At 50.9% G+C, this 16,607-nt stretch carries 25 protein-coding genes and 4 tRNA genes; 21 read left to right on the top strand and 8 right to left on the bottom strand.

The window, feature by feature from the left end:
- Positions 1-3 precede the first annotated feature (3 nt).
- From E3E32_RS05625 to E3E32_RS05560, 14 genes are all read left to right on the top strand, one after another.
- Positions 4-546 (top strand): 30S ribosomal protein S4, encoded by a 543-nt coding sequence (locus tag E3E32_RS05625; RefSeq protein WP_167730738.1) that lies wholly within the window; start codon positions 4-6, stop codon positions 544-546.
- On the top strand, positions 543-962 hold the full coding sequence (locus E3E32_RS05620) for a 30S ribosomal protein S11 (protein WP_012571062.1): 420 nt from the start codon (positions 543-545) through the stop codon (positions 960-962). Before E3E32_RS05625 ends, E3E32_RS05620 begins: the two co-directional genes overlap by 4 nt.
- A gap of 29 nt (positions 963-991) precedes the next feature.
- Entirely contained in the window at positions 992-1,774 is a 783-nt protein-coding gene (locus E3E32_RS05615; protein ID WP_167730736.1) for a DNA-directed RNA polymerase subunit D, read from the top strand.
- A 1-nt stretch (position 1,775) separates the two neighbouring features.
- A tRNA-Leu gene (locus E3E32_RS05610) sits at positions 1,776-1,863 on the top strand.
- Between the two features lie 53 nt (positions 1,864-1,916).
- Positions 1,917-2,279, top strand: a complete 363-nt coding sequence (locus E3E32_RS05605) for a 50S ribosomal protein L18e (RefSeq protein ID WP_167731013.1) — start codon at positions 1,917-1,919, stop codon at positions 2,277-2,279.
- 6 nt (positions 2,280-2,285) lie between these two features.
- Positions 2,286-2,714, top strand: a complete 429-nt coding sequence (gene rplM / locus E3E32_RS05600) for a 50S ribosomal protein L13 (RefSeq protein ID WP_167730734.1) — start codon at positions 2,286-2,288, stop codon at positions 2,712-2,714.
- An 11-nt stretch (positions 2,715-2,725) separates the two neighbouring features.
- Positions 2,726-3,133, top strand: a complete 408-nt coding sequence (locus tag E3E32_RS05595; RefSeq protein WP_167730732.1) for a 30S ribosomal protein S9 — start codon at positions 2,726-2,728, stop codon at positions 3,131-3,133.
- A 33-nt stretch (positions 3,134-3,166) separates the two neighbouring features.
- Complete coding sequence (locus tag E3E32_RS05590) at positions 3,167-3,364, top strand: DNA-directed RNA polymerase subunit N (RefSeq protein WP_055430130.1); 198 nt, start codon at positions 3,167-3,169, stop codon at positions 3,362-3,364.
- A 17-nt stretch (positions 3,365-3,381) separates the two neighbouring features.
- A tRNA-Pro gene (locus tag E3E32_RS05585) sits at positions 3,382-3,459 on the top strand.
- Between the two features lie 21 nt (positions 3,460-3,480).
- Positions 3,481-3,654: a DNA-directed RNA polymerase subunit K gene (locus tag E3E32_RS05580; RefSeq protein WP_012571068.1), complete on the top strand. Its 174-nt coding sequence runs from the start codon at positions 3,481-3,483 to the stop codon at positions 3,652-3,654.
- A gap of 6 nt (positions 3,655-3,660) precedes the next feature.
- A complete protein-coding gene (locus E3E32_RS05575; protein ID WP_167730730.1) occupies positions 3,661-4,686 on the top strand; it encodes a hypothetical protein in 1,026 nt (341 codons plus the stop codon).
- A 14-nt stretch (positions 4,687-4,700) separates the two neighbouring features.
- Positions 4,701-5,306, top strand: a complete 606-nt coding sequence (gene rpsB, locus E3E32_RS05570; RefSeq protein ID WP_167730728.1) for a 30S ribosomal protein S2 — start codon at positions 4,701-4,703, stop codon at positions 5,304-5,306.
- Between the two features lie 40 nt (positions 5,307-5,346).
- Positions 5,347-5,434, top strand: a tRNA-Leu gene (locus E3E32_RS05565).
- Positions 5,435-5,492: 58 nt separating this feature from the next.
- Positions 5,493-5,651: a 50S ribosomal protein L40e gene (locus tag E3E32_RS05560; RefSeq protein WP_167730727.1), complete on the top strand. Its 159-nt coding sequence runs from the start codon at positions 5,493-5,495 to the stop codon at positions 5,649-5,651.
- Between the two features lie 99 nt (positions 5,652-5,750).
- Here the strand turns inward: E3E32_RS05560 and E3E32_RS05555 are convergent, their stop codons facing one another.
- On the bottom strand, positions 5,751-6,077 hold the full coding sequence (locus tag E3E32_RS05555) for a PadR family transcriptional regulator (RefSeq protein ID WP_167730725.1): 327 nt from the start codon (positions 6,075-6,077) through the stop codon (positions 5,751-5,753).
- A gap of 135 nt (positions 6,078-6,212) precedes the next feature.
- On the opposite strand from E3E32_RS05555, the gene E3E32_RS05550 reads away from it, so the two are divergent.
- Together E3E32_RS05550 and E3E32_RS05545 are read left to right on the top strand one after the other, a co-directional pair.
- Positions 6,213-6,512 carry an FUN14 domain-containing protein gene (locus tag E3E32_RS05550; protein ID WP_167730723.1) on the top strand — a complete coding sequence of 100 codons (300 nt, stop codon included), beginning with the start codon at positions 6,213-6,215 and terminating at the stop codon, positions 6,510-6,512.
- Positions 6,513-6,537: 25 nt separating this feature from the next.
- Positions 6,538-7,860: a lipopolysaccharide biosynthesis protein gene (locus E3E32_RS05545; protein ID WP_167730721.1), complete on the top strand. Its 1,323-nt coding sequence runs from the start codon at positions 6,538-6,540 to the stop codon at positions 7,858-7,860.
- On the opposite strand, the gene E3E32_RS05540 is transcribed toward E3E32_RS05545, so the two are convergent.
- Together E3E32_RS05540 and E3E32_RS05535 are read right to left on the bottom strand one after the other, a co-directional pair.
- The gene (locus tag E3E32_RS05540) at positions 7,832-8,587 is read right to left on the bottom strand and encodes a metallophosphoesterase (RefSeq protein WP_167731012.1); all 756 of its coding nucleotides are present in this window, start codon (positions 8,585-8,587) and stop codon (positions 7,832-7,834) included. The genes E3E32_RS05545 and E3E32_RS05540 overlap by 29 nt on opposite strands.
- A 415-nt stretch (positions 8,588-9,002) precedes the next feature.
- Positions 9,003-9,080 (bottom strand) — tRNA-Arg (locus E3E32_RS05535).
- 67 nt (positions 9,081-9,147) lie between these two features.
- Between E3E32_RS05535 and E3E32_RS05530 the strand changes: the two genes are divergently transcribed.
- Complete coding sequence (locus tag E3E32_RS05530; RefSeq protein ID WP_012571076.1) at positions 9,148-9,600, top strand: Lrp/AsnC family transcriptional regulator; 453 nt, start codon at positions 9,148-9,150, stop codon at positions 9,598-9,600.
- On the opposite strand, the gene E3E32_RS05525 is transcribed toward E3E32_RS05530, so the two are convergent.
- The 5 genes from E3E32_RS05525 to E3E32_RS05505 are packed head-to-tail and all read right to left on the bottom strand — an operon-like array spanning position 9,586 to position 12,776.
- Positions 9,586-9,912 (bottom strand): hypothetical protein, encoded by a 327-nt coding sequence (locus E3E32_RS05525; RefSeq protein WP_167730719.1) that lies wholly within the window; start codon positions 9,910-9,912, stop codon positions 9,586-9,588. The genes E3E32_RS05530 and E3E32_RS05525 overlap by 15 nt on opposite strands.
- A gap of 5 nt (positions 9,913-9,917) precedes the next feature.
- A complete protein-coding gene (locus E3E32_RS05520; protein WP_012571078.1) occupies positions 9,918-10,634 on the bottom strand; it encodes a phosphoribosyltransferase family protein in 717 nt (238 codons plus the stop codon).
- Between the two features lie 54 nt (positions 10,635-10,688).
- A complete protein-coding gene (locus E3E32_RS05515; protein WP_167730718.1) occupies positions 10,689-11,189 on the bottom strand; it encodes a YkgJ family cysteine cluster protein in 501 nt (166 codons plus the stop codon).
- A gap of 4 nt (positions 11,190-11,193) precedes the next feature.
- Positions 11,194-11,433, bottom strand: coding sequence for an Lrp/AsnC ligand binding domain-containing protein (locus E3E32_RS05510; RefSeq protein WP_167730716.1), 240 nt, complete (start codon positions 11,431-11,433; stop codon positions 11,194-11,196).
- Positions 11,430-12,776 (bottom strand): signal recognition particle protein Srp54, encoded by a 1,347-nt coding sequence (locus tag E3E32_RS05505; protein WP_167730714.1) that lies wholly within the window; start codon positions 12,774-12,776, stop codon positions 11,430-11,432. Before E3E32_RS05505 ends, E3E32_RS05510 begins: the two co-directional genes overlap by 4 nt.
- A 418-nt stretch (positions 12,777-13,194) precedes the next feature.
- Between E3E32_RS05505 and E3E32_RS05500 the strand changes: the two genes are divergently transcribed.
- The 4 genes from E3E32_RS05500 to mtnP all read left to right on the top strand — a co-directional run bounded on the left by E3E32_RS05500 (position 13,195) and on the right by mtnP (position 16,578).
- Entirely contained in the window at positions 13,195-14,046 is an 852-nt protein-coding gene (locus E3E32_RS05500) for a damage-control phosphatase (RefSeq protein WP_167730712.1), read from the top strand.
- An 84-nt stretch (positions 14,047-14,130) separates the two neighbouring features.
- Positions 14,131-14,340, top strand: coding sequence for a hypothetical protein (locus E3E32_RS05495; RefSeq protein WP_012571084.1), 210 nt, complete (start codon positions 14,131-14,133; stop codon positions 14,338-14,340).
- A 92-nt stretch (positions 14,341-14,432) separates the two neighbouring features.
- Positions 14,433-15,734, top strand: coding sequence for a hypothetical protein (locus tag E3E32_RS05490; RefSeq protein WP_167730710.1), 1,302 nt, complete (start codon positions 14,433-14,435; stop codon positions 15,732-15,734).
- Between the two features lie 40 nt (positions 15,735-15,774).
- Entirely contained in the window at positions 15,775-16,578 is an 804-nt protein-coding gene (gene mtnP, locus E3E32_RS05485; protein WP_167730709.1) for an S-methyl-5'-thioadenosine phosphorylase, read from the top strand.
- Positions 16,579-16,607 lie beyond the last annotated feature (29 nt).

Raw genomic sequence — 16,607 nt, 5'->3', positions numbered from 1 at the left:
TAAATGGGAGACCCAAAGAGGCAGAGGAAGAGATACGAGACTCCATCTCACCCGTGGATTAAGGAGAGGCTTGACAGAGAGCGCGTGCTCATGAAGAAGTACGCCCTCAAGAACAAGAAGGAGCTCTGGCGCCACGAGACCCAGCTCAAGGAGTTCAGGCGTAGGGCCAGGCGCCTCCTTGCGGCGAGGGGCAAGCAGGCTGAGATTGAGAGGGTCCAGCTCCTCCAGAGGCTCAACAGGCTCGGCCTTCTTCCGGCCGATGCCGTCCTGGATGACGTTCTCTCCCTTACCGTTGAGGACGTCCTCGACAGGCGCCTTCAGACCATTGTCTTCAAGAAGGGACTTGCCAGGACCATCAGGCAGGCCAGGCAGCTCATAGTCCACGGCCACATCGAGGTCAACGGCCAGATAATCCGCTCTCCGGGCTACCTCGTCCTCAAGGAGGAGGAAGACACCATAACCTACTCCAAGACCTCTCCTTTCGCGAAGGAGAGCCACCCCGAGAGAATGGTTATCGAACAGGCTAAGCAGGGTGAGGCCTCATGAGCGAGGAACAGCAGGTTGTTAACCTTAAGAAGAAGGAGAAGTGGGGCGTTGCCCACATCTACTCCTCCTATAACAACACCATCATCCACATTACCGACCTCACCGGGGCCGAGACCGTCTCCAGGTGGAGCGGTGGTATGGTCGTTAAGGCTGACAGGGACGAGCCCTCGCCCTATGCGGCTATGATAGCCGCCAAGAGGGCTGCCGAGGAGGCTATGGAGAAGGGCTTCGTCGGTGTTCACATCAAGGTCCGCGCCCCGGGAGGAAGCAAGAGCAAGACCCCCGGGCCGGGTGCCCAGGCAGCCATCAGGGCCCTCGCTAGGGCCGGCCTGAGGATAGGAAGGGTTGAGGACGTCACCCCGATTCCGCACGATGGCACCAGGCCGAAGGGCGGAAGAAGGGGTAGGCGTGTCTGACCCCTATAACTTCTTTTTTGGTGATGCAAATGGAGCCAAAGTTTCGCATTCTTGAGAAAAGGGAGGATTCGATTAAGTTCATCGTTGAGGGAATTGATGTTCCCTTCGCCAATGCCCTCAGGAGAACCATCTTAGCCGAGGTTCCGACCTTTGCGGTTGACGAGGTTGAGTTCTTCGAGAACGATTCCGCCCTGTTTGACGAGATAGTCGCCCACAGGCTGGCCATGATTCCGCTCACTACTCCGGTAGAGAGGTTCTCCCTTGATGCCCTTGAGCTTGACGACTATACCGTTACCCTCTCCCTCGAGGCAGAGGGGCCGGGTATGGTCTACTCTGGTGACCTCAAGAGCGACGACGATGGAGTTAAGCCGGCTAACCCGGACATACCGATAGTCAAGCTGGCCGAAGGCCAGAAGCTCACGCTGAACGCCTATGCCAAGCTCGGTCGCGGAAAGGACCACGCCAAGTGGCAGCCCGGCTTCGTCTACTACAAGTACCTCACGAAGATTCACGTAAGCAAAGATGTTCCAGACTGGGGGGAGCTCAAGGCTTTAGCTGAGAAACGCGGTCTGCCCGTTGAGGAGACCGACGAGGAGCTCGTCATAACCACCACGAAGGCTTTCTACCTTCCGAGAAAGTTTGAGCCGTACGTGGGCGATAAGATTAGGGAAGAGGTAGTACCCAATACGTTCGTCTTTACTGTGGAAAGCAATGGAGAGCTCCCCGTTGAGGAAATCGTCACCATAGCCCTCAAAATCCTTATGAGGAAGAGCGATAGATTTATAAGCGAACTCCATAAATTAGCGGACTGACGCGGGGGTTGCCGAGCCTGGTCAAAGGCGCGGGATTCAGGGTCCCGTCCCGTAGGGGTTCCGGGGTTCAAATCCCCGCCCCCGCACCATAATTCACGCTCACCCCGTCCCTCGGTGCGAGAATTGTGAAGGAGGAATGCTCATGAAGAGAACCGGTCCAACCGACATCAACCTGAGGAGGCTCATCCGCTACCTCAGAAAGAAGTCGAACGAGGAAGGAGTTAAGATATGGAAGGACATTGCCTGGCGTCTTGAGAGGCCTAGGAGGCAGAGGGCTGAAGTGAACGTCAGCAAGATCAACCGCTACACCAAAGAAGGCGACACTGTCATCGTCCCGGGAAGCGTTCTTGGAGCCGGAAAGCTCGAGCACAAGGTCGTCGTTGCGGCGTGGAAGTTCAGCGAGACTGCTAAGAAGAAGATAATCGAGGCTGGTGGAGAGGCCATCACGATTGAGGAGCTCATTGAGAGAAACCCGAAGGGAAGTAGAGTAATCATAATGGAGTGATGGGCCATGAGGATTATTAACGCTGAAGGACTCATACTTGGAAGGCTCGCCTCGAAGGTTGCCAAGATGCTCCTTGAGGGCGAGGAAGTGGTCATAGTTAACGCCGAGAAGGCCATCATCACCGGCAACAGAGAGGACATCTTCGCCAAGTACAAGCAGAGGACCGAGCTGAGAACCAGGACCAACCCAAGGAAGGGTCCGTTCTACCCCAAGAGGAGCGACGAGATAGTCAGGAGAACCGTCAGGGGCATGCTTCCATGGAAGACTGACCGCGGAAGGAAGGCCTTCAAGAGGCTCAAGGTCTACGTTGGAATTCCGAAGGAATTCGAGGGCAAGGAGCTTGAAACCATAAGCGAGGCCCACATGTCGAAACTTGCCACACCCAAGTACGTTACCGTTGGCGAGGTCGCCAAGTTCCTCGGTGGAAAGTTCTGAGGTGAGAGAAAATGAGGGTCATCCAGACTGCTGGAAAGAGGAAGACGGCCGTTGCAAGGGCCACTATTAGGGAAGGAAAGGGTCGCGTCAGGATCAACCACAAGCCGGTTGAGATAATCGAGCCAGAAATTGCGCGCTTCACAATCATGGAGCCTCTCGTCCTTGCCGGCGAGGAGATCGTCAACAAGGTTGACATCGACGTCAAGGTCGAGGGCGGCGGCTTCATGGGTCAGGCAGAGGCTGCCCGCGTTGCCATTGCCAGGGCCCTCGTGGAGTGGACAAACGACATGAACCTCAAGGAAAAGTTTATGAAGTACGACAGGACAATGCTCGTCGGAGATAGCAGGAGAACCGAGCCGCACAAGCCCAACCGCTCCACTAAGGGTCCAAGGGCCAAGAGGCAGAAGTCCTACCGCTGACCCCTTTAATATTCATTTGAGAAGGTGATACGGGTGATAGTCCCCGTCAGGTGCTTCACGTGTGGAAAGGTAATAGGCGACAAATACTATGAGTTTAAGGCCCGCGTTGAGAAGGGCGAGGATCCCGAGAAGGTCCTGGATGATCTCGGGATCGAGAGGTACTGCTGCAGGAGAACCCTGCTGAGCCATGTCGAGCTCATCGACCAGGTAATGGTTTACAGGGTATACTGAAAAAACTGCATTTCTGGGGGGCCGTGGGGTAGCTTGGTCTATCCTCCCGGCTTGGGGTGCCGGAGACCCGGGTTCAAATCCCGGCGGCCCCACCAAAATTTGCACGGGTGGTTGGAATGTTTAAGTACACGAGATTTGAAAGGGCGAGGATTGTGGGGGCGAGGGCCCTCCAGATAGCGATGGGTGCGCCCATACTCATAGACGTCCCGGAAGGAATCACGCCGCTCGATGCCGCGTTGCTCGAGTTCGAGAAGGGCATAATACCGCTCACCGTAATAAGGCCGAGCTGATGAGAGATGACGGTGATAGAGAACGTAATCGGCAGGGTCGCGGTGCTCAAGGGTGGGAAGTACTCCGTTGAGGTAGACGTTATTACGAGCTCGGGCTTCGGCCGCTTCGCGGCTCCGATAGACGAGAACCCGAGCCTCTACATAGCTGAGGCCCATCGGGCTGTCAGCGAGGTCGACGAGATAATAGGGCCCGAGCTGATAGGCTTCGACGCGAGCGAACAGGAGCTCATAGACAGCTACCTGTGGGAGATAGACGGCACCGAGGACTTCAGCCACATTGGTGCCAACACAGCTCTGGCCGTCTCGATAGCAGTTGCCAAAGCCGCGGCGAGCGTCAAGAGGATGCCTCTCTACAGCTACATCGGTGGAACTTTCACCACTGAACTGCCCGTTCCAATCCTCGAGATAGCCAGCGGTGAGAACTTCGACTACTACGTTATGGTCCGTGACCTCATGGAGATAACCGACGTGGTCGATGCGGCTACAAAAGTGCTTGAGAACGCCGAGGGCAGCACTGTTGAGGCTCTGTCAAAAGCCACTGAAAAAGCTGGTGATGAGCTTGGCCTTGAGGTGGCGCTTGGTCTCGTCCAGAAGAGGCCAATGGAGACCGAAGAAGTGCTCTCAATCGTCGAGGACAACAACGTAGCCTACATAAAGCCTATCGGCGACGAAGAGCTGTTCCTCGAGCTAATAGCTGGTACTCACGAGGTGTTCGTGGACGGCGAGCACCTCTTCCGCGAGAAGGACATACTCGACAGGCGCTACTATAATGCGTTGTCCATAAAGCCTATCAATCTGGGCACGCTCACCGACTTATACAACCTTGTGAACGACGCGAAGTCGGAGAGAATTACTCCAATCCTCGCGGAGGCTCTCTACGAGTCCTCCGACGAGGCACTGGCCCACCTTGCGGTGGGTTTGAGATGCCCGGCGATGGTCCTGAGGAAGGATTCCATCGCCAAGCTGAACGAGCTGATAAGAATCGCCGAAGATTTGGGCGAAAGAGGTAGGATAATAACCTTTGAAGGATGAAGGAGGTGTGAAGAATGGAGGAATACCTCGTTCCACTCGACCAGTACCTTGCTGCCGGTGTCCACATCGGAACCCAGCAGAAGACCCAGGACATGAAAAAGTTCATCTACCGCGTTAGGCAGGACGGCCTCTATGTCCTCGACGTCAGGAAGACTGACGAGAGGCTTAGGATTGCCGGCAAGTTCCTCGCCAAGTTTGATCCGGAGAGTATCCTCGCTGTGAGCGTCAGGCTCTACGGCCAGAAGCCAGTCAAGAAGTTCGGCGAGGTTACCGGCGCCAGAGCCATACCGGGCCGTTTCCTTCCGGGGACCATGACCAACCCGCAGGTCAAGAACTTCTTCGAGCCAGACGTTCTCATAGTCACTGACCCGAGGGCAGACCACCAGGCCATGAAGGAGGCCATTGAGATAGGCGTTCCGATCGTTGCTCTCGTCGACACCGAGAACTTCCTTAGCTATGTCGATGTCGCCATTCCAACCAACAACAAGGGTAGGAAGGCCCTCGCGCTCATCTACTGGATCCTAGCCCGTGAGATACTCTACAACAGGAAGGAGATAGAGAGCAGGGAGGACTTCAAAGTTCCGATTGAGGACTTTGAGATGCGCATAGTTAGAACCTGAGGGCAAAGCTTTTTAATTTCCCCAATTTACTCTCCCTCGCGCGGGGGTGCCCGAGCCTGGCCAAAGGGGGCGGACTTAAGATCCGCTGCCGTAGGGCTGCGCGGGTTCGAATCCCGTCCCCCGCACCAAAGCTTTAAAAGTGAGAAGGAATAGGTGTGTTGGATTCAAGATCATGGGGTGATTACGATGCCGAGATTCCCGGAGGCTGAGGCTAGGATATTTAGGAAGTACATCTGCATGCGCTGCGGTGCCACTAACCCGTGGAAGGCAAAGAAGTGCAGGAAGTGCGGCTACAAGGGTCTTCGCCCGAAGGCCAGGGAACCGCGCGGTGGAATAGGACGCTGAGGGCTTTAGCCCTCTTGTATTTCTCCATTTGGGGCTTTTCTTCGATATTTCATTGACACCTAGATGCTAAGAAGATTTGAGAAATTTTGAAGAAGGCATTTATTCCTTGAGCTTCGAGAGCATCTGCTCGAGAAAAGCTATTCCTTCTTCGAGGAGCTTCTTCCCCTCAGGCGTGAGCCTGTAGTACTTCCTTGAGGGCTTCCCGGTTTCGCTCTCCTGCCATTCCGCTGTTACGTAGCCGTCCTTCTCCAGCTTGTAGAGGACAACGTATGAGCTAACGGTTGCTGGTTCGAAATTAAACGCCTCTTTTATCCTTTCCTTCAGCTCGTAGGCGTACATTGGCCTCTCTCTGAGCAGGCGGAGGATGTAGAGCCACAGAACCTCTTTGGTAATCTTATTTTTGAGTCTCTCCATGGGGCTCGTCATGCTCCCACTCCCAAATTTTTATCCTTTATGACTTTTATCTTTTATGATCTGTAAATATTTTGAAGTCGTTTAATTTAAACATTTTGGGCAAAAACGTTTTATCTTCCATTGATGTAGGTGTCAGTGGTGGTGTGAATGGATTTGAACCTAAATGCCATGATTGGGGATATGGGTGTCGGTGGAATAGCAGGATTTCTGACAGGATTTGCTGTCAAAAAGGTCATGAAGTTGGCGATGGCTTTAATAGGCGCCTACCTGCTCAGCCTCTTCTGGCTTCAGCAGAAGGGAGTGATAACAATAAACACCGACAAGCTCTTCAACCTCACGGGGGATCTAACGGCTCAGATAGCGTCCCTTGGCCAGAAAGCCCTTGGGATTCTGCCGGGAACCGGTGCATTCATAGCTGGCTTCTATCTTGGCTTCAGTAAAGGTTAAATTCTTCACTCCTATCTTTTTATCCATGAGCTACGAGCGCCGCGTTCTCCTGAGGCATTCACTGGCATCGATAATTGCCCTGGGACTGACGGGAATCAGCAGATTTCTCTACAGTGTAATCGTCTCCAGGAGGTTTGGTGTTGAAGAGCTCGGTCGGGCAAACTCCCTGATTTCGCAGGCCTTCTTTCTGGCGATTCCCCTGAGCTTCTTTGCGGTTGCCCTCGGGAAGTATGCATCGGAGTTTCTTGGAAGTAACAGGGGGGAGGCCATTCGTTCAATCACGCTTCCCTCTTTTCTCCTTCCGTTGACCGGTCTTCTGTTGCTTCCATTTAACGTTTACCTCTCTCTTCTGGCGACCTTTAGAGGGGTACAGCTTACTCTAAGGAGCTTCCTCTATGGTATCCACCGCGGTGAGCACTACGCCTATTTAATAACACTCGCCTTTTTGGGCTTCCTGACAGGCTTTTTGGTGCATGATGTCTTTGCTCCCTACTTGCTCTTTCTTGGGTTCATCTCTGCTTTTGCCCTTGTCTACTTGGTGAAATTTAACCTCATAGGAAGGCCCAGAAAGCGTGAACTTAAGCTTCTCCTATCCTACTCATCCATTGCATTCCTCGGCACGCTTTCGGGTGTGTTTCTCATTCAGGGACCTTACTTCATGAGCGAATACCTAGCAGGGGCTGAAGTAGCAGGAAAAGTCTCTGCGGTTCTCTCGGCTGCATTCCTGCTCACTTACCTTCCCCAGGTGCTTCAGTCCGCGATAATGCCTCTCTTTTCCTATAAGTATGGAAAGAATGAGAATGAGTACATCAAGTTTCTAGCTGAGAAGACAACAAGGCTTTTAATTCTAGTAACTGGCGCGGCAATATTTGTTCTCATGCTCCTTGGTAGAGAGGTTCTGTCCTTCTTTTTCAGCTTCGATGTAGGTCCGGCTTTTTACATTGCCCTGATGGCGATGGAAGTTTACATTTCTTACAACCCGAGCATAGTTGCCCTCAATTCGACGGCCTACGTGAGAAACGGGACGATTGTTGCACTCCTTGGTGCGGTTATTTCTTTCCTCTTGTGGCTTTATCTGATACCTCTCTCCGGTTCGATCGGCGTTATGCTCGGCCTTCTTTTGGGGTACTGGGTTATACTCATTGGCTCCGCCCACTACTCTCGCAAACTGCTCGGGATTTCTTGGGGGATATACAGCCCCCTCATCGTTGCCCTTGTCCTCCAGTCGCTGATCTTTCTGTCAAAAATTGCACTCCTAATTGGATTCCTCACTTTTTTAGCCTATGGGAGAAAAGATGTTAAAGAGATCCTGGGTCTGCTCAAATCTTTCCGTGGTAGAGAATCCTGATGAGCCCTTCTGGGAGGCCTTCCCTCTTTATCCTCTCCTCGACGAGCTTCTTGTCATAGTCTACTTCTATGAACTTGGTGTGAAGTGTATCGACGTCAACAAGGGCGAAGGTTGCCTTGTGCTCCCTTCCAGGTGGGAAGCCCACACTTCCTGGGCAGATAACCCTGCCGTATCTTGTCATAGCATTCACTGGGTACTTTGGTGAGGCGACGAGCAATATCTCGTAGTCCTTGACAGGCCTCATTATAGATTCATAATAGCTCGTCGGCTGGTCTGGAAGAACGACCCCTTCGAACGGGTTCAGGGGACTTCCATAGACTCCGAAGACGTCGTTCTTGCCGATCCTATCCACAAGGTATACCGGCAGGTCGCGGATGAATTCCCTCCCCTCGTGATCGAGTACCTCCCATGTGTGCTTGAGGGTCACTTTTATATGCATGGGAATGTCGAGCCTATCGATGTAGTCCGGGCCTTCCGCGTGGGGATCGCTCGCCGCTATTATCTGGTCGAATTCGCCGCGAATGACCTTGACGGTGTCCTTCTTTATGAGGTCATCCAGAGTGTCAAGGACTTCCCTTGGATATGGGAAGAGTCCAATGATGTTCCCGAGGATGTAGTACTTCTCAATCTTATATCCTTCCTCTTTGAGCTCTTCAATCCTCTCAAGAGCCTTGGCGAGTGCTGGAAGGTTACCATTGATGTTTGCCAGAACAGCTACGTAGACCATGGCCATCACCCCCAACTTTTTTCTTACCCAAATTAACTAAAAATCGGAAAAATATTTAAAGGTTTCGGAAGGGTTCAGATGAGGAAGCGCTTTTTCTTCTTACGTCTTTTCTCAGAGTTTATACTTGCTATGTAGAGCAGGAGGGCGTCCTCCACCATGCTCTCACCTCCTCTAGCTTTTTGTCTCGCAAAGTTTGGTCAGGTGTTAGCCAGTAAAAGCGGACTGAATTGAGTTTGCACGTCTTTGTAAGTCTGGAGTTTAATGTGGATTTAACTCCAAATTGAGTGAGTGGGAGGTTTCTATGAGTGAAACACTATAAGACTTGCAATTGGGGAGTAAATCCACTGAAAGACGGTCATTCTAAAAGCGATATGCAAACCCTGATAAAACTCTGATCGGCAGAATTTTAGTGTGCTGGCGGACCGGCGGGGATTTGAACCCCGGACCTGCGGCTTAGGAGGCCGCCGCCCTATCCTAGCTAGGCTACCGGTCCACTGCCCGCTATTCCCTCAAAGGGAAGGGTATTTAAAGTTTACGGTCTATTCTCTCCGGTGGTGAGGATGGTGGATGAACTCGACCTCAGGATACTTTCCCTGCTCCAGCAAAATGCTCGTCTCTCCTACCGTGAGATAGCGCGCGAACTTAAAATTGCCGTCGGCACTGTCTACAATCGGATTAAGCGTATGGAGGAAGAGGGAATAATAAAAGGATTTGCACCAATCCTCGATTACGAGAAGCTTGGCTTCGGCCTTACGACTGTTATCGGGGTAAAAGCTCAGGGGCGGAAAATCACCGAAATTGAACGGCAGATTGCCGAAAACGACAGGGTGATAATGGTCTACGACATAACCGGTGAGTTCGATATTGTGGTTATCGCCAAGTTCAAAGACAGGGCTGATATGAACCGCTTTGTTAAGTGGCTCCTCTCGCTGGACGGTGTGGAAAAAACGAACACGAGCGTCGCCATGCAGGTGGTGAAAGAAGACCTAAGGCTCAAACTAACGGAGGACTAAGATCTCCTCCATGAAGCGCTTTGCGAAGTCATCGAGGCTTTCCACCGGAAGTCTAACCTCTTTTCCGTTTACAGTCCCCTCGAATATCAGGTTTCTAGCCGTTATCCCCCTTATTCTCTCAAAATCAGAGTTTTCAGCTATCGTGTTTTCGAGAACCCTGTTGAATTCATCCTCGTTGACGGTTTTCACGACTCCCTCAATGACTATCTCTTTTCCGCACTCCTCGATGCTGCAGTGGAATGTGAAGGGGAGGCCGGGCTCGACCTCCACGGGAATCGTTAGGCCATCGACGTTGTAGATTAAAACCTTCATTTGGATCACTCCAGCCTTATGAGGCTCTCCACTGGAATGTTGTACTCCTCCTTCAGGCGATCTATGATGTCCCCGACACTTATGAGGAAAAACATGCCGACTGGTTTCGCCCCTGCCTGTCTGCACATTCCTAAGAGTGCCTTCTGAGTCTCACCGCTCCTAATGACGTCATCAACTATGAGGACATTTTCACCCTTTTTGAGTGCCCACTGTGGCAGATAGAGTGTCGTAACGCTTCCCGAAGCGCTTGGGACGTAACTGACCTCGTAGAACTTCTCGACGCCGACTTCTTTCTTCTTCTTGGCATATACAACATCGACGTTGAGCTCCCTTGCGATGTGAACACCAAGTGCTATTCCATCGGTTGCAGCAGTGAGAACCTTGTCAACGTTTTTGTCCATGTATCTGCTTGCAACGTCCTCCGCTATAAGGCTCATCAATGCCGTGTCGCTAAGGACTGGCATGTTGTCGAAAAAGCCGTACTCATCGAATTTTATCCTCCTTCTAACTTCCTCCTCGATGTTTATATAAGGGAGCAGTAGCTCCAGGAGCTCTCTTGTTCTTTCAGTGCTCGGAAGGACCTTTCCCCTGACGTATCTGTTGAGGACTGTAATGGGGAGGCCCGTTATCTTAGAGAGCTCCTCGTAAGTGTAATTTTTCTTAAGCAGTCTGAGCACCCTGACAAGCCTGAGCTTTTCCTGAACCGACTTTAGCTGACTCATTCTCTCACCTCCAGTGGCCAAAAATTAACAAGAAAATGTATAAATATGTTTCGGTTACTCGCCTGTGTTCACAACTTTCCTGCGGTAATCTTCTATGATGTCTCCATATTCTCTGAGGAGGAATTCCTTTGTTACAGGCTCTCCGTCTGGATGGTTAATACCCGGGCAGAAGGGGTCTTTCTTGACGTGGACTTCCATTTTATTCCCATGTTTCACGAAGACAAAAGGGTAGAGTCTGCACGCTAGAGGCCTGTGGTTATAGATTTTACACCTCATGGTCTCTGGATCGAGAAAAACACAACCTCCATCGAAGGGACGCTTTTTGAGGGCGTAGCTTAAGAACTTGTCCCCACGGTAGAACATCTTCTCATAATCAACGAATTCCCATGCGTTATAGCCGAGTTCCTCTATCTGGGCTATATCTTCATCCCGAATCGGAATCTCCAGCTCGTAGCAGCATTTTCCACAGTTCTCAACACACTTAAATTTAAAGGTGGGATCGTACTCCACCTTCAGCGTGTCGAGGTGGATGGTCGCGACCCACCTCTTCTCCAAGCCTTCACCCCCTGTAGGAGCTTGCTATGAGGGTCTCGGTCATCTCGATGTTGCTTATTCTTCTGAGTATTTCGTCGTGGAACCTGTCGAGCTCCCCTATGTTCTCAACCTCCACACGGAGGATTATGTCGTACTCGCCGTAGACGCGGTATATTTCCTTAATGTGTTTTTCCCCTGTCAGGGCGTTATAGACCTTCTCCTCAGTTCCAGGCTTGACAACAACCAGCACGAAGGCTTCTATCATAACCCAAACCCCCCGAGGTTAAACTTGCGGGCCATCTTGGAGAGTTTCCTTTTATCCATGCTCTTAAACATCTTCTTCATTTGATTGTACTGGTGAAGGAGCTCCCTTACCTCTTGGATGCTCGTTCCTGAACCGCGGGCAATCCTCTTTATCCTTGAGTAGTTGATTATCTCAGGATGCTCGAGCTCCTCCTCGGTCATTGAGTCCATTATGACCTTGAACTTCTTCAACCTTTCCTCTCCAACCCTGACAGCATCGTCCGGCAGGGAGTAGCCCATTCCCGGAATCATCTGGAGTATCTGCTTCAGCGGGCCCATCTTCTGCATAGCCTCAAGCTGGGCGTACATGTCCTTGAGGTTGAACTTGCCCTTAAGGAACTTCTCTAAGTCTTCCTCCCTGAATTCCTGCTGCTTCTGGAGCTCCTCAAATTTTTCGAGAAGGCCCTGAATGTCACCCAGACCAAGGAGCCTTGAGACGAACCTCTTGGGGTCGAAGGGCTCTAAATCATCAATTCTCTCGCCCACACCGATGAACTTTATGGGTGCCCCAGTTGCTGCAACCGCCGAGAGCGCTCCACCACCCTTGGCGGAACCGTCGAGCTTTGTAACAATTATTGAGCCTATTGGAGTGGCCTCTTTAAAGGCCAGCGCTTGGTTGTAAGCCTGCTGACCGATGGTTCCGTCTATGACAAGGATTACCTCGTGGGGCTTTATGGCTGCGCTTATCTGTTTCATCTCCTCTATGAGGCTTTTCTCCTCCTTGTGCCTTCCTGCTGAATCCACGATGATTATGTCAACGCCCTTCTCTCTGAAGTGCTCGACGCCTTCCTTTGCGAGCTTTATTGCATCATTCTCCTCGGGATCACCGAAAACCTCTATGCCGAAGGGTTCAACAAGCTGTTTGAGTTGCTGGTAAGCGCCTGGACGCCAGGTATCTGAACATACGAGACCAACTTTGTAGCCCCTTTTCTGGAAGTATCTGGCGAGTTTTGCGATGCTGGTCGTTTTACCGGAACCCTGGATACCCACAGTCAGCAGAACCGTCGGCTTCTCCTTTATCTCGATGGGCTTAGCTTCCGTGCCAAGGAACTTCGTCAGTTCCTCGTAGACTATTTTAATTATGTGCTCCTTCTTTGAAACTCCCGTGGGAGGCTCTTCCTCCAGAGCCCTTTTTTCTATCCTCCTAGTTAAGTCGAGAACGAGTCTAACGTTAACGTCGGCCTGAATGAGTGCCCTTTGAATGTCTCGCACTACTTCCTTAATCGTCGCCTCATCAACGGTGCTTGAACGGGCGAGCTTTCTCAGGGCATTGTTGAGTGCCTTTCCAAGCTTTTCTAGGGCCATCTTCTCCCACCGTAGTGATGGGGTTTCCAAAGTTTATAAACGGTTGGGTTGCTTTTTCCCGTTCTGATGTATTCTTTTGGCAAAAACGGCCCTATTAAAACCCTTTAAACTGTCCAATCTTGTTCATTTAATATCAAAAACCGTCATCATTGCTTTTTTGGGAGAACAGAGACATTCTAAGGACATTTATGGAGTTTTGGGGCCTCATAAGGCTTTTAAACTTGAAATTTAGTTAGTATAAACTGGAGAGGCCAAAGGGGGTGAGAGAGATGATATTGATGACTGCACTCTACGAGTACATGCTCGAGAGGGAGATGAAGAGGAAAAGGAAGCCCATCCCAGAGGAGCTCGAGTACGTTGAGGGGCTCATGGAGTGATTTTATAAGTTCAAACCTTTTCTATTTCCCTTGGTGGTGGTATGAAGATTCACTACGAGTGCATTGCATGTGCTGTAAATCAGGCCCAGAAAATAGTTGAGATGAGCACTCCGGATTTAAAAAAGCGCAGAGAAGCAATGGTCTTTTTCGGCAGGAGAATTGGTGAGTTTTTTGACGAAAGCTCTGTGCCAGCAATCGATGGTGGGAGGTTATTCCTTGAACTTTACCGCTTTCTGGGAGATGATGATCCGTTCAGGGACTACAAGCGTCGTTCTACTAAACTCGCAGCAAAGGTTGCCGCTGATATTGGGGACGTAGAAGATTTTGGCAGGGCTCTGAAGCTGGCTATAGCTGGTAACGTGATTGACTTCGCGGTCGGTTACGACCCCGAAAAGATAGAGGAGGACATCCTCCGTATGGCTGGAGAAGAGCTCTACGTGGATGAGAGCAATGAGCTGTTTGAAGAGCTAGGAAGGGCAAAGAGCCTGCTGTACCTCCTCGATAACTGTGGGGAAATTTACTTTGACAAACTGTTCCTTGAGCTCATAAGAAAACTGTTCCCTGGGCTCACTATATACGTTGCGGCCAAAGAGGGACCGATAATCAACGATGCAACCGTTGAAGACTTGAGAGAAGCTGGCTTTGAAGAGCTGGCTCATGTGGTCTCCACAGGCTCATGCCTTCCGGGGGCTCCCATGGAATATGTATCCAAGGAATTCAAGGAGATTTTCAGAAAGGTTGATGTCGTCATCGCGAAGGGGCAGGCAAACTTTGAGACGCTGAGCGATTTAAAGGACTCGAGAATATTCTTCCTGCTTAAGGCGAAGTGCAGGCCAATTTCCAGAGAGTTGAATGTTCCCCAGAGTTCATTGGTGTGCATAAAGGGCGCGTAATAGACAATTGTCGATATTAACTTTAACGAATGTCTATGGAAAACCTTTTATACTTTTAAGTGGTACATATAAACGGTGATACCAGTGACAACGGTAATTAGACGTGATGCGGATAGATTTTTGAAGGAGCTCAGGGCCCATTACGGCGATGTCTGGAAGATGCCCGCCAGTAAGTACCTTTCAAAGCCGGATTTTGTTGTTGTGGATCCTAAGAGCGGCAAGAAGACAAAGGTAAGCTTCGTGTCCCTCGACGATGGTGAAGTAGTGGGTGTCGTTTACGACGAGCTTGGCTGATCTTTCGTTTTTTGACTAGATATATCCCATTGTGTTCTACATGCTGGAAATAATTAAATACTCCGATATCATAAATTTCTCCGGTGGAAATTATGCCAGTGGATGTTTATCGTGAGGCCCTTAGATTAGCTTCTGATATTAGGGACAAGTATCTTCGTGCGGTCACTTACGCTAAAATAGGATACTATATGCACAGGGCCAAGAACCCGGGATATAAAACTGCTTTTAAGTACGCATTCACTGCTACGGCTTCTATTGAAAACCCTGTTCTGATGGTTAAAGCACTGATGGAGATAGGGACGTACCTCGAGAGGACCGGTTCAAAAACAGCTCGGAAGGTGTTTCATCAGGCTTACGAATCTATAATGGCCTTTCCTCTGCCACTGCGGGACGATCTTCTAGAGGAACTGGTGATCAAGCTTCTAGAGCTGGACATGACTGATGATGCCCTCTTCTACGTCACGGACATTGATGACACTGTAAAGCGCAACGACCTCCTTCTGAAAATACTTCGCGTCTACCTCAAGAAGGGCAATATGCGTAAGGCCAAGCTCATTATAGAACAAATTGATGACGAGCCTTGGCATTCGATAGGTGCAATTGAAGCCATAAAGGAGCATCTCAAGAGGGAGGAGTTTGGAAGTGCTATCAGGATTCTCTCCGAGCTGAAGAGCGAGTACTGGCTAGGGGAAGCCATGAAGGAAGTAGCAGTTTACCTGAAAACCTCAGACGTTCCCAAGGCCACCTACGAAAAGTTCGTTGAGATAGCCCTCAGCATGTCGTCTGAGACAGGCTTTGATGTTCTGAAATCGCTCCTCGTTGGACTAGGCAACCAGGGGGAGCTCGAGTTCGTGGCGAGGATACTCGAGAGACTTTCCCCCAATGCTAGACTGTCTATCTTCAGGGGAATAGTTGAGACGTCCTTGGATAGGGAGGAGCTACTTTCTCACCTTATCGGCTTCCTGAAAGGTTCGGAGTTTGAGGAAATCACCGGCTTTATTCTTGATCAACTCCTCAGTAAACCTGTGGATGAAAAGTACGAGCCTCTCATAAAGAAGATAGGCAATCGCACAAACGATGATGCTCTCCTCGTTAAGGTCACTACATACCTGGCCAAACTCGGAAAGTTCGATGATGCACTAAGCTTTGCTCAGCGTGTCCGGGGTCATTATCTCCGTTCCCTTGCCTTCGGTAGCATAGCTGTGGCGAAACTCAAAGTTGGGGACATAGACGGAGCCATCGATGCTGCCCTTGAAGTTAAGGATCCCAAATGGGGCTCTTGGTTGCTTAGCGAGATACTCACCAAAATCCTCGAGCTCCAGACCGAGGGTAGGCTTGAGGAGAACATCGAGGAGAAGGCTATGCACCAGAAGGCCATCTGGGAAAAACACTAATGTTTTAAGGCCTCTCCCGTTTCTTTCTTCAGGTGATACCATGCCGAGGATAGCCATTATTGGAGGTTCTGGAGTCTACGACCCAAAGCTTTTGCAGAACGTCAGAGAGGAATGGGTCAGCACCCCGTACGGGAAGGTCAGGGTGAAGATAGGGGAGTACAACGGAGAGGAGATAGCTTTCCTGGCAAGGCACGGTGAAGGCCACAGCGTTCCACCTCACAAGATAAACTACCGTGCGAACATCTGGGCCCTCCACGAACTCGGTGTTGAAAGAATTCTCTCGACTTCGGCCGTTGGTTCGCTCAACGAGGCCATGAAACCGGGTGACTTTGTCATCCTCGACCAGCTCATGGACTTCACAAAGACTAGGCATTACACTTTCTATGACGGAGACGAGAGTCCCCACGACAGGAAGTTCGTCGCCCACGTCGATTTCACTGATCCATACTGCCCTGAGCTGAGGAAAGCTCTCATCACCGCCGCTAGAGAGCTTGGCTTCAAATACCACCCAACGGGAACCTATGCCTGCATGGAGGGCCCACGCTTCGAGACGAGGGCCGAAATAAGAGCACTCAAAATACTCGGTGCGGATGTCGTCGGCATGACCCAGTGCCCCGAGGCGGCATTAGCCAGGGAGCTTGAGATGTGCTACGCCAGCGTGGCGATAGTTACCAACTTCGCGGCAGGAATAAGCAGAGAGAAGCTCACCCACACAGAGGTCGTCGAGCTCATGGCCCAGAAGAGCGAGGAGATAAAGTACCTCCTCATGAAGTCCATCAAGTATATTCCTGGGGAGAGGCGCTGCGGCTGTAAGGATGCCCTCAAGGGTGCGACCGGAGAGTGACTCTTCTGTTCTCTTTTCTTCATTGATCA

This window comes from Thermococcus sp. GR6 (genome assembly GCF_012027415.1).
In the GTDB taxonomy this organism is placed as follows: domain Archaea; phylum Methanobacteriota_B; class Thermococci; order Thermococcales; family Thermococcaceae; genus Thermococcus; species Thermococcus onnurineus.
Note: the sequence above shows the minus strand (reverse complement) of the source record. Positions and strands in the feature narration are given on the sequence as shown.

Bases quoted from the DNA above. Each gene is read 5' to 3' on its own strand.
- E3E32_RS05625 (WP_167730738.1), top strand. From the start codon at position 4: ATGGGAGACCCAAAGAGGCAGAGGAAGAGATACGAGACTCCATCTCAC.
- E3E32_RS05620 (WP_012571062.1), top strand. From the start codon at position 543: ATGAGCGAGGAACAGCAGGTTGTTAACCTTAAGAAGAAGGAGAAGTGG.
- E3E32_RS05615 (WP_167730736.1), top strand. From the start codon at position 992: ATGGAGCCAAAGTTTCGCATTCTTGAGAAAAGGGAGGATTCGATTAAG.
- E3E32_RS05605 (WP_167731013.1), top strand. From the start codon at position 1,917: ATGAAGAGAACCGGTCCAACCGACATCAACCTGAGGAGGCTCATCCGC.
- rplM (WP_167730734.1), top strand. From the start codon at position 2,286: ATGAGGATTATTAACGCTGAAGGACTCATACTTGGAAGGCTCGCCTCG.
- E3E32_RS05595 (WP_167730732.1), top strand. From the start codon at position 2,726: ATGAGGGTCATCCAGACTGCTGGAAAGAGGAAGACGGCCGTTGCAAGG.
- E3E32_RS05580 (WP_012571068.1), top strand. From the start codon at position 3,481: ATGTTTAAGTACACGAGATTTGAAAGGGCGAGGATTGTGGGGGCGAGG.
- E3E32_RS05575 (WP_167730730.1), top strand. From the start codon at position 3,661: ATGACGGTGATAGAGAACGTAATCGGCAGGGTCGCGGTGCTCAAGGGT.
- rpsB (WP_167730728.1), top strand. From the start codon at position 4,701: ATGGAGGAATACCTCGTTCCACTCGACCAGTACCTTGCTGCCGGTGTC.
- E3E32_RS05560 (WP_167730727.1), top strand. From the start codon at position 5,493: ATGCCGAGATTCCCGGAGGCTGAGGCTAGGATATTTAGGAAGTACATC.
- E3E32_RS05555 (WP_167730725.1), bottom strand. From the start codon at position 6,077: ATGACGAGCCCCATGGAGAGACTCAAAAATAAGATTACCAAAGAGGTT.
- E3E32_RS05550 (WP_167730723.1), top strand. From the start codon at position 6,213: ATGGATTTGAACCTAAATGCCATGATTGGGGATATGGGTGTCGGTGGA.
- E3E32_RS05545 (WP_167730721.1), top strand. From the start codon at position 6,538: ATGAGCTACGAGCGCCGCGTTCTCCTGAGGCATTCACTGGCATCGATA.
- E3E32_RS05540 (WP_167731012.1), bottom strand. From the start codon at position 8,587: ATGGTCTACGTAGCTGTTCTGGCAAACATCAATGGTAACCTTCCAGCA.
- E3E32_RS05530 (WP_012571076.1), top strand. From the start codon at position 9,148: ATGGTGGATGAACTCGACCTCAGGATACTTTCCCTGCTCCAGCAAAAT.
- E3E32_RS05525 (WP_167730719.1), bottom strand. From the start codon at position 9,912: ATGAAGGTTTTAATCTACAACGTCGATGGCCTAACGATTCCCGTGGAG.
- E3E32_RS05520 (WP_012571078.1), bottom strand. From the start codon at position 10,634: ATGAGTCAGCTAAAGTCGGTTCAGGAAAAGCTCAGGCTTGTCAGGGTG.
- E3E32_RS05510 (WP_167730716.1), bottom strand. From the start codon at position 11,433: ATGATAGAAGCCTTCGTGCTGGTTGTTGTCAAGCCTGGAACTGAGGAG.
- E3E32_RS05505 (WP_167730714.1), bottom strand. From the start codon at position 12,776: ATGGCCCTAGAAAAGCTTGGAAAGGCACTCAACAATGCCCTGAGAAAG.
- E3E32_RS05500 (WP_167730712.1), top strand. From the start codon at position 13,195: ATGAAGATTCACTACGAGTGCATTGCATGTGCTGTAAATCAGGCCCAG.
- E3E32_RS05490 (WP_167730710.1), top strand. From the start codon at position 14,433: ATGCCAGTGGATGTTTATCGTGAGGCCCTTAGATTAGCTTCTGATATT.
- mtnP (WP_167730709.1), top strand. From the start codon at position 15,775: ATGCCGAGGATAGCCATTATTGGAGGTTCTGGAGTCTACGACCCAAAG.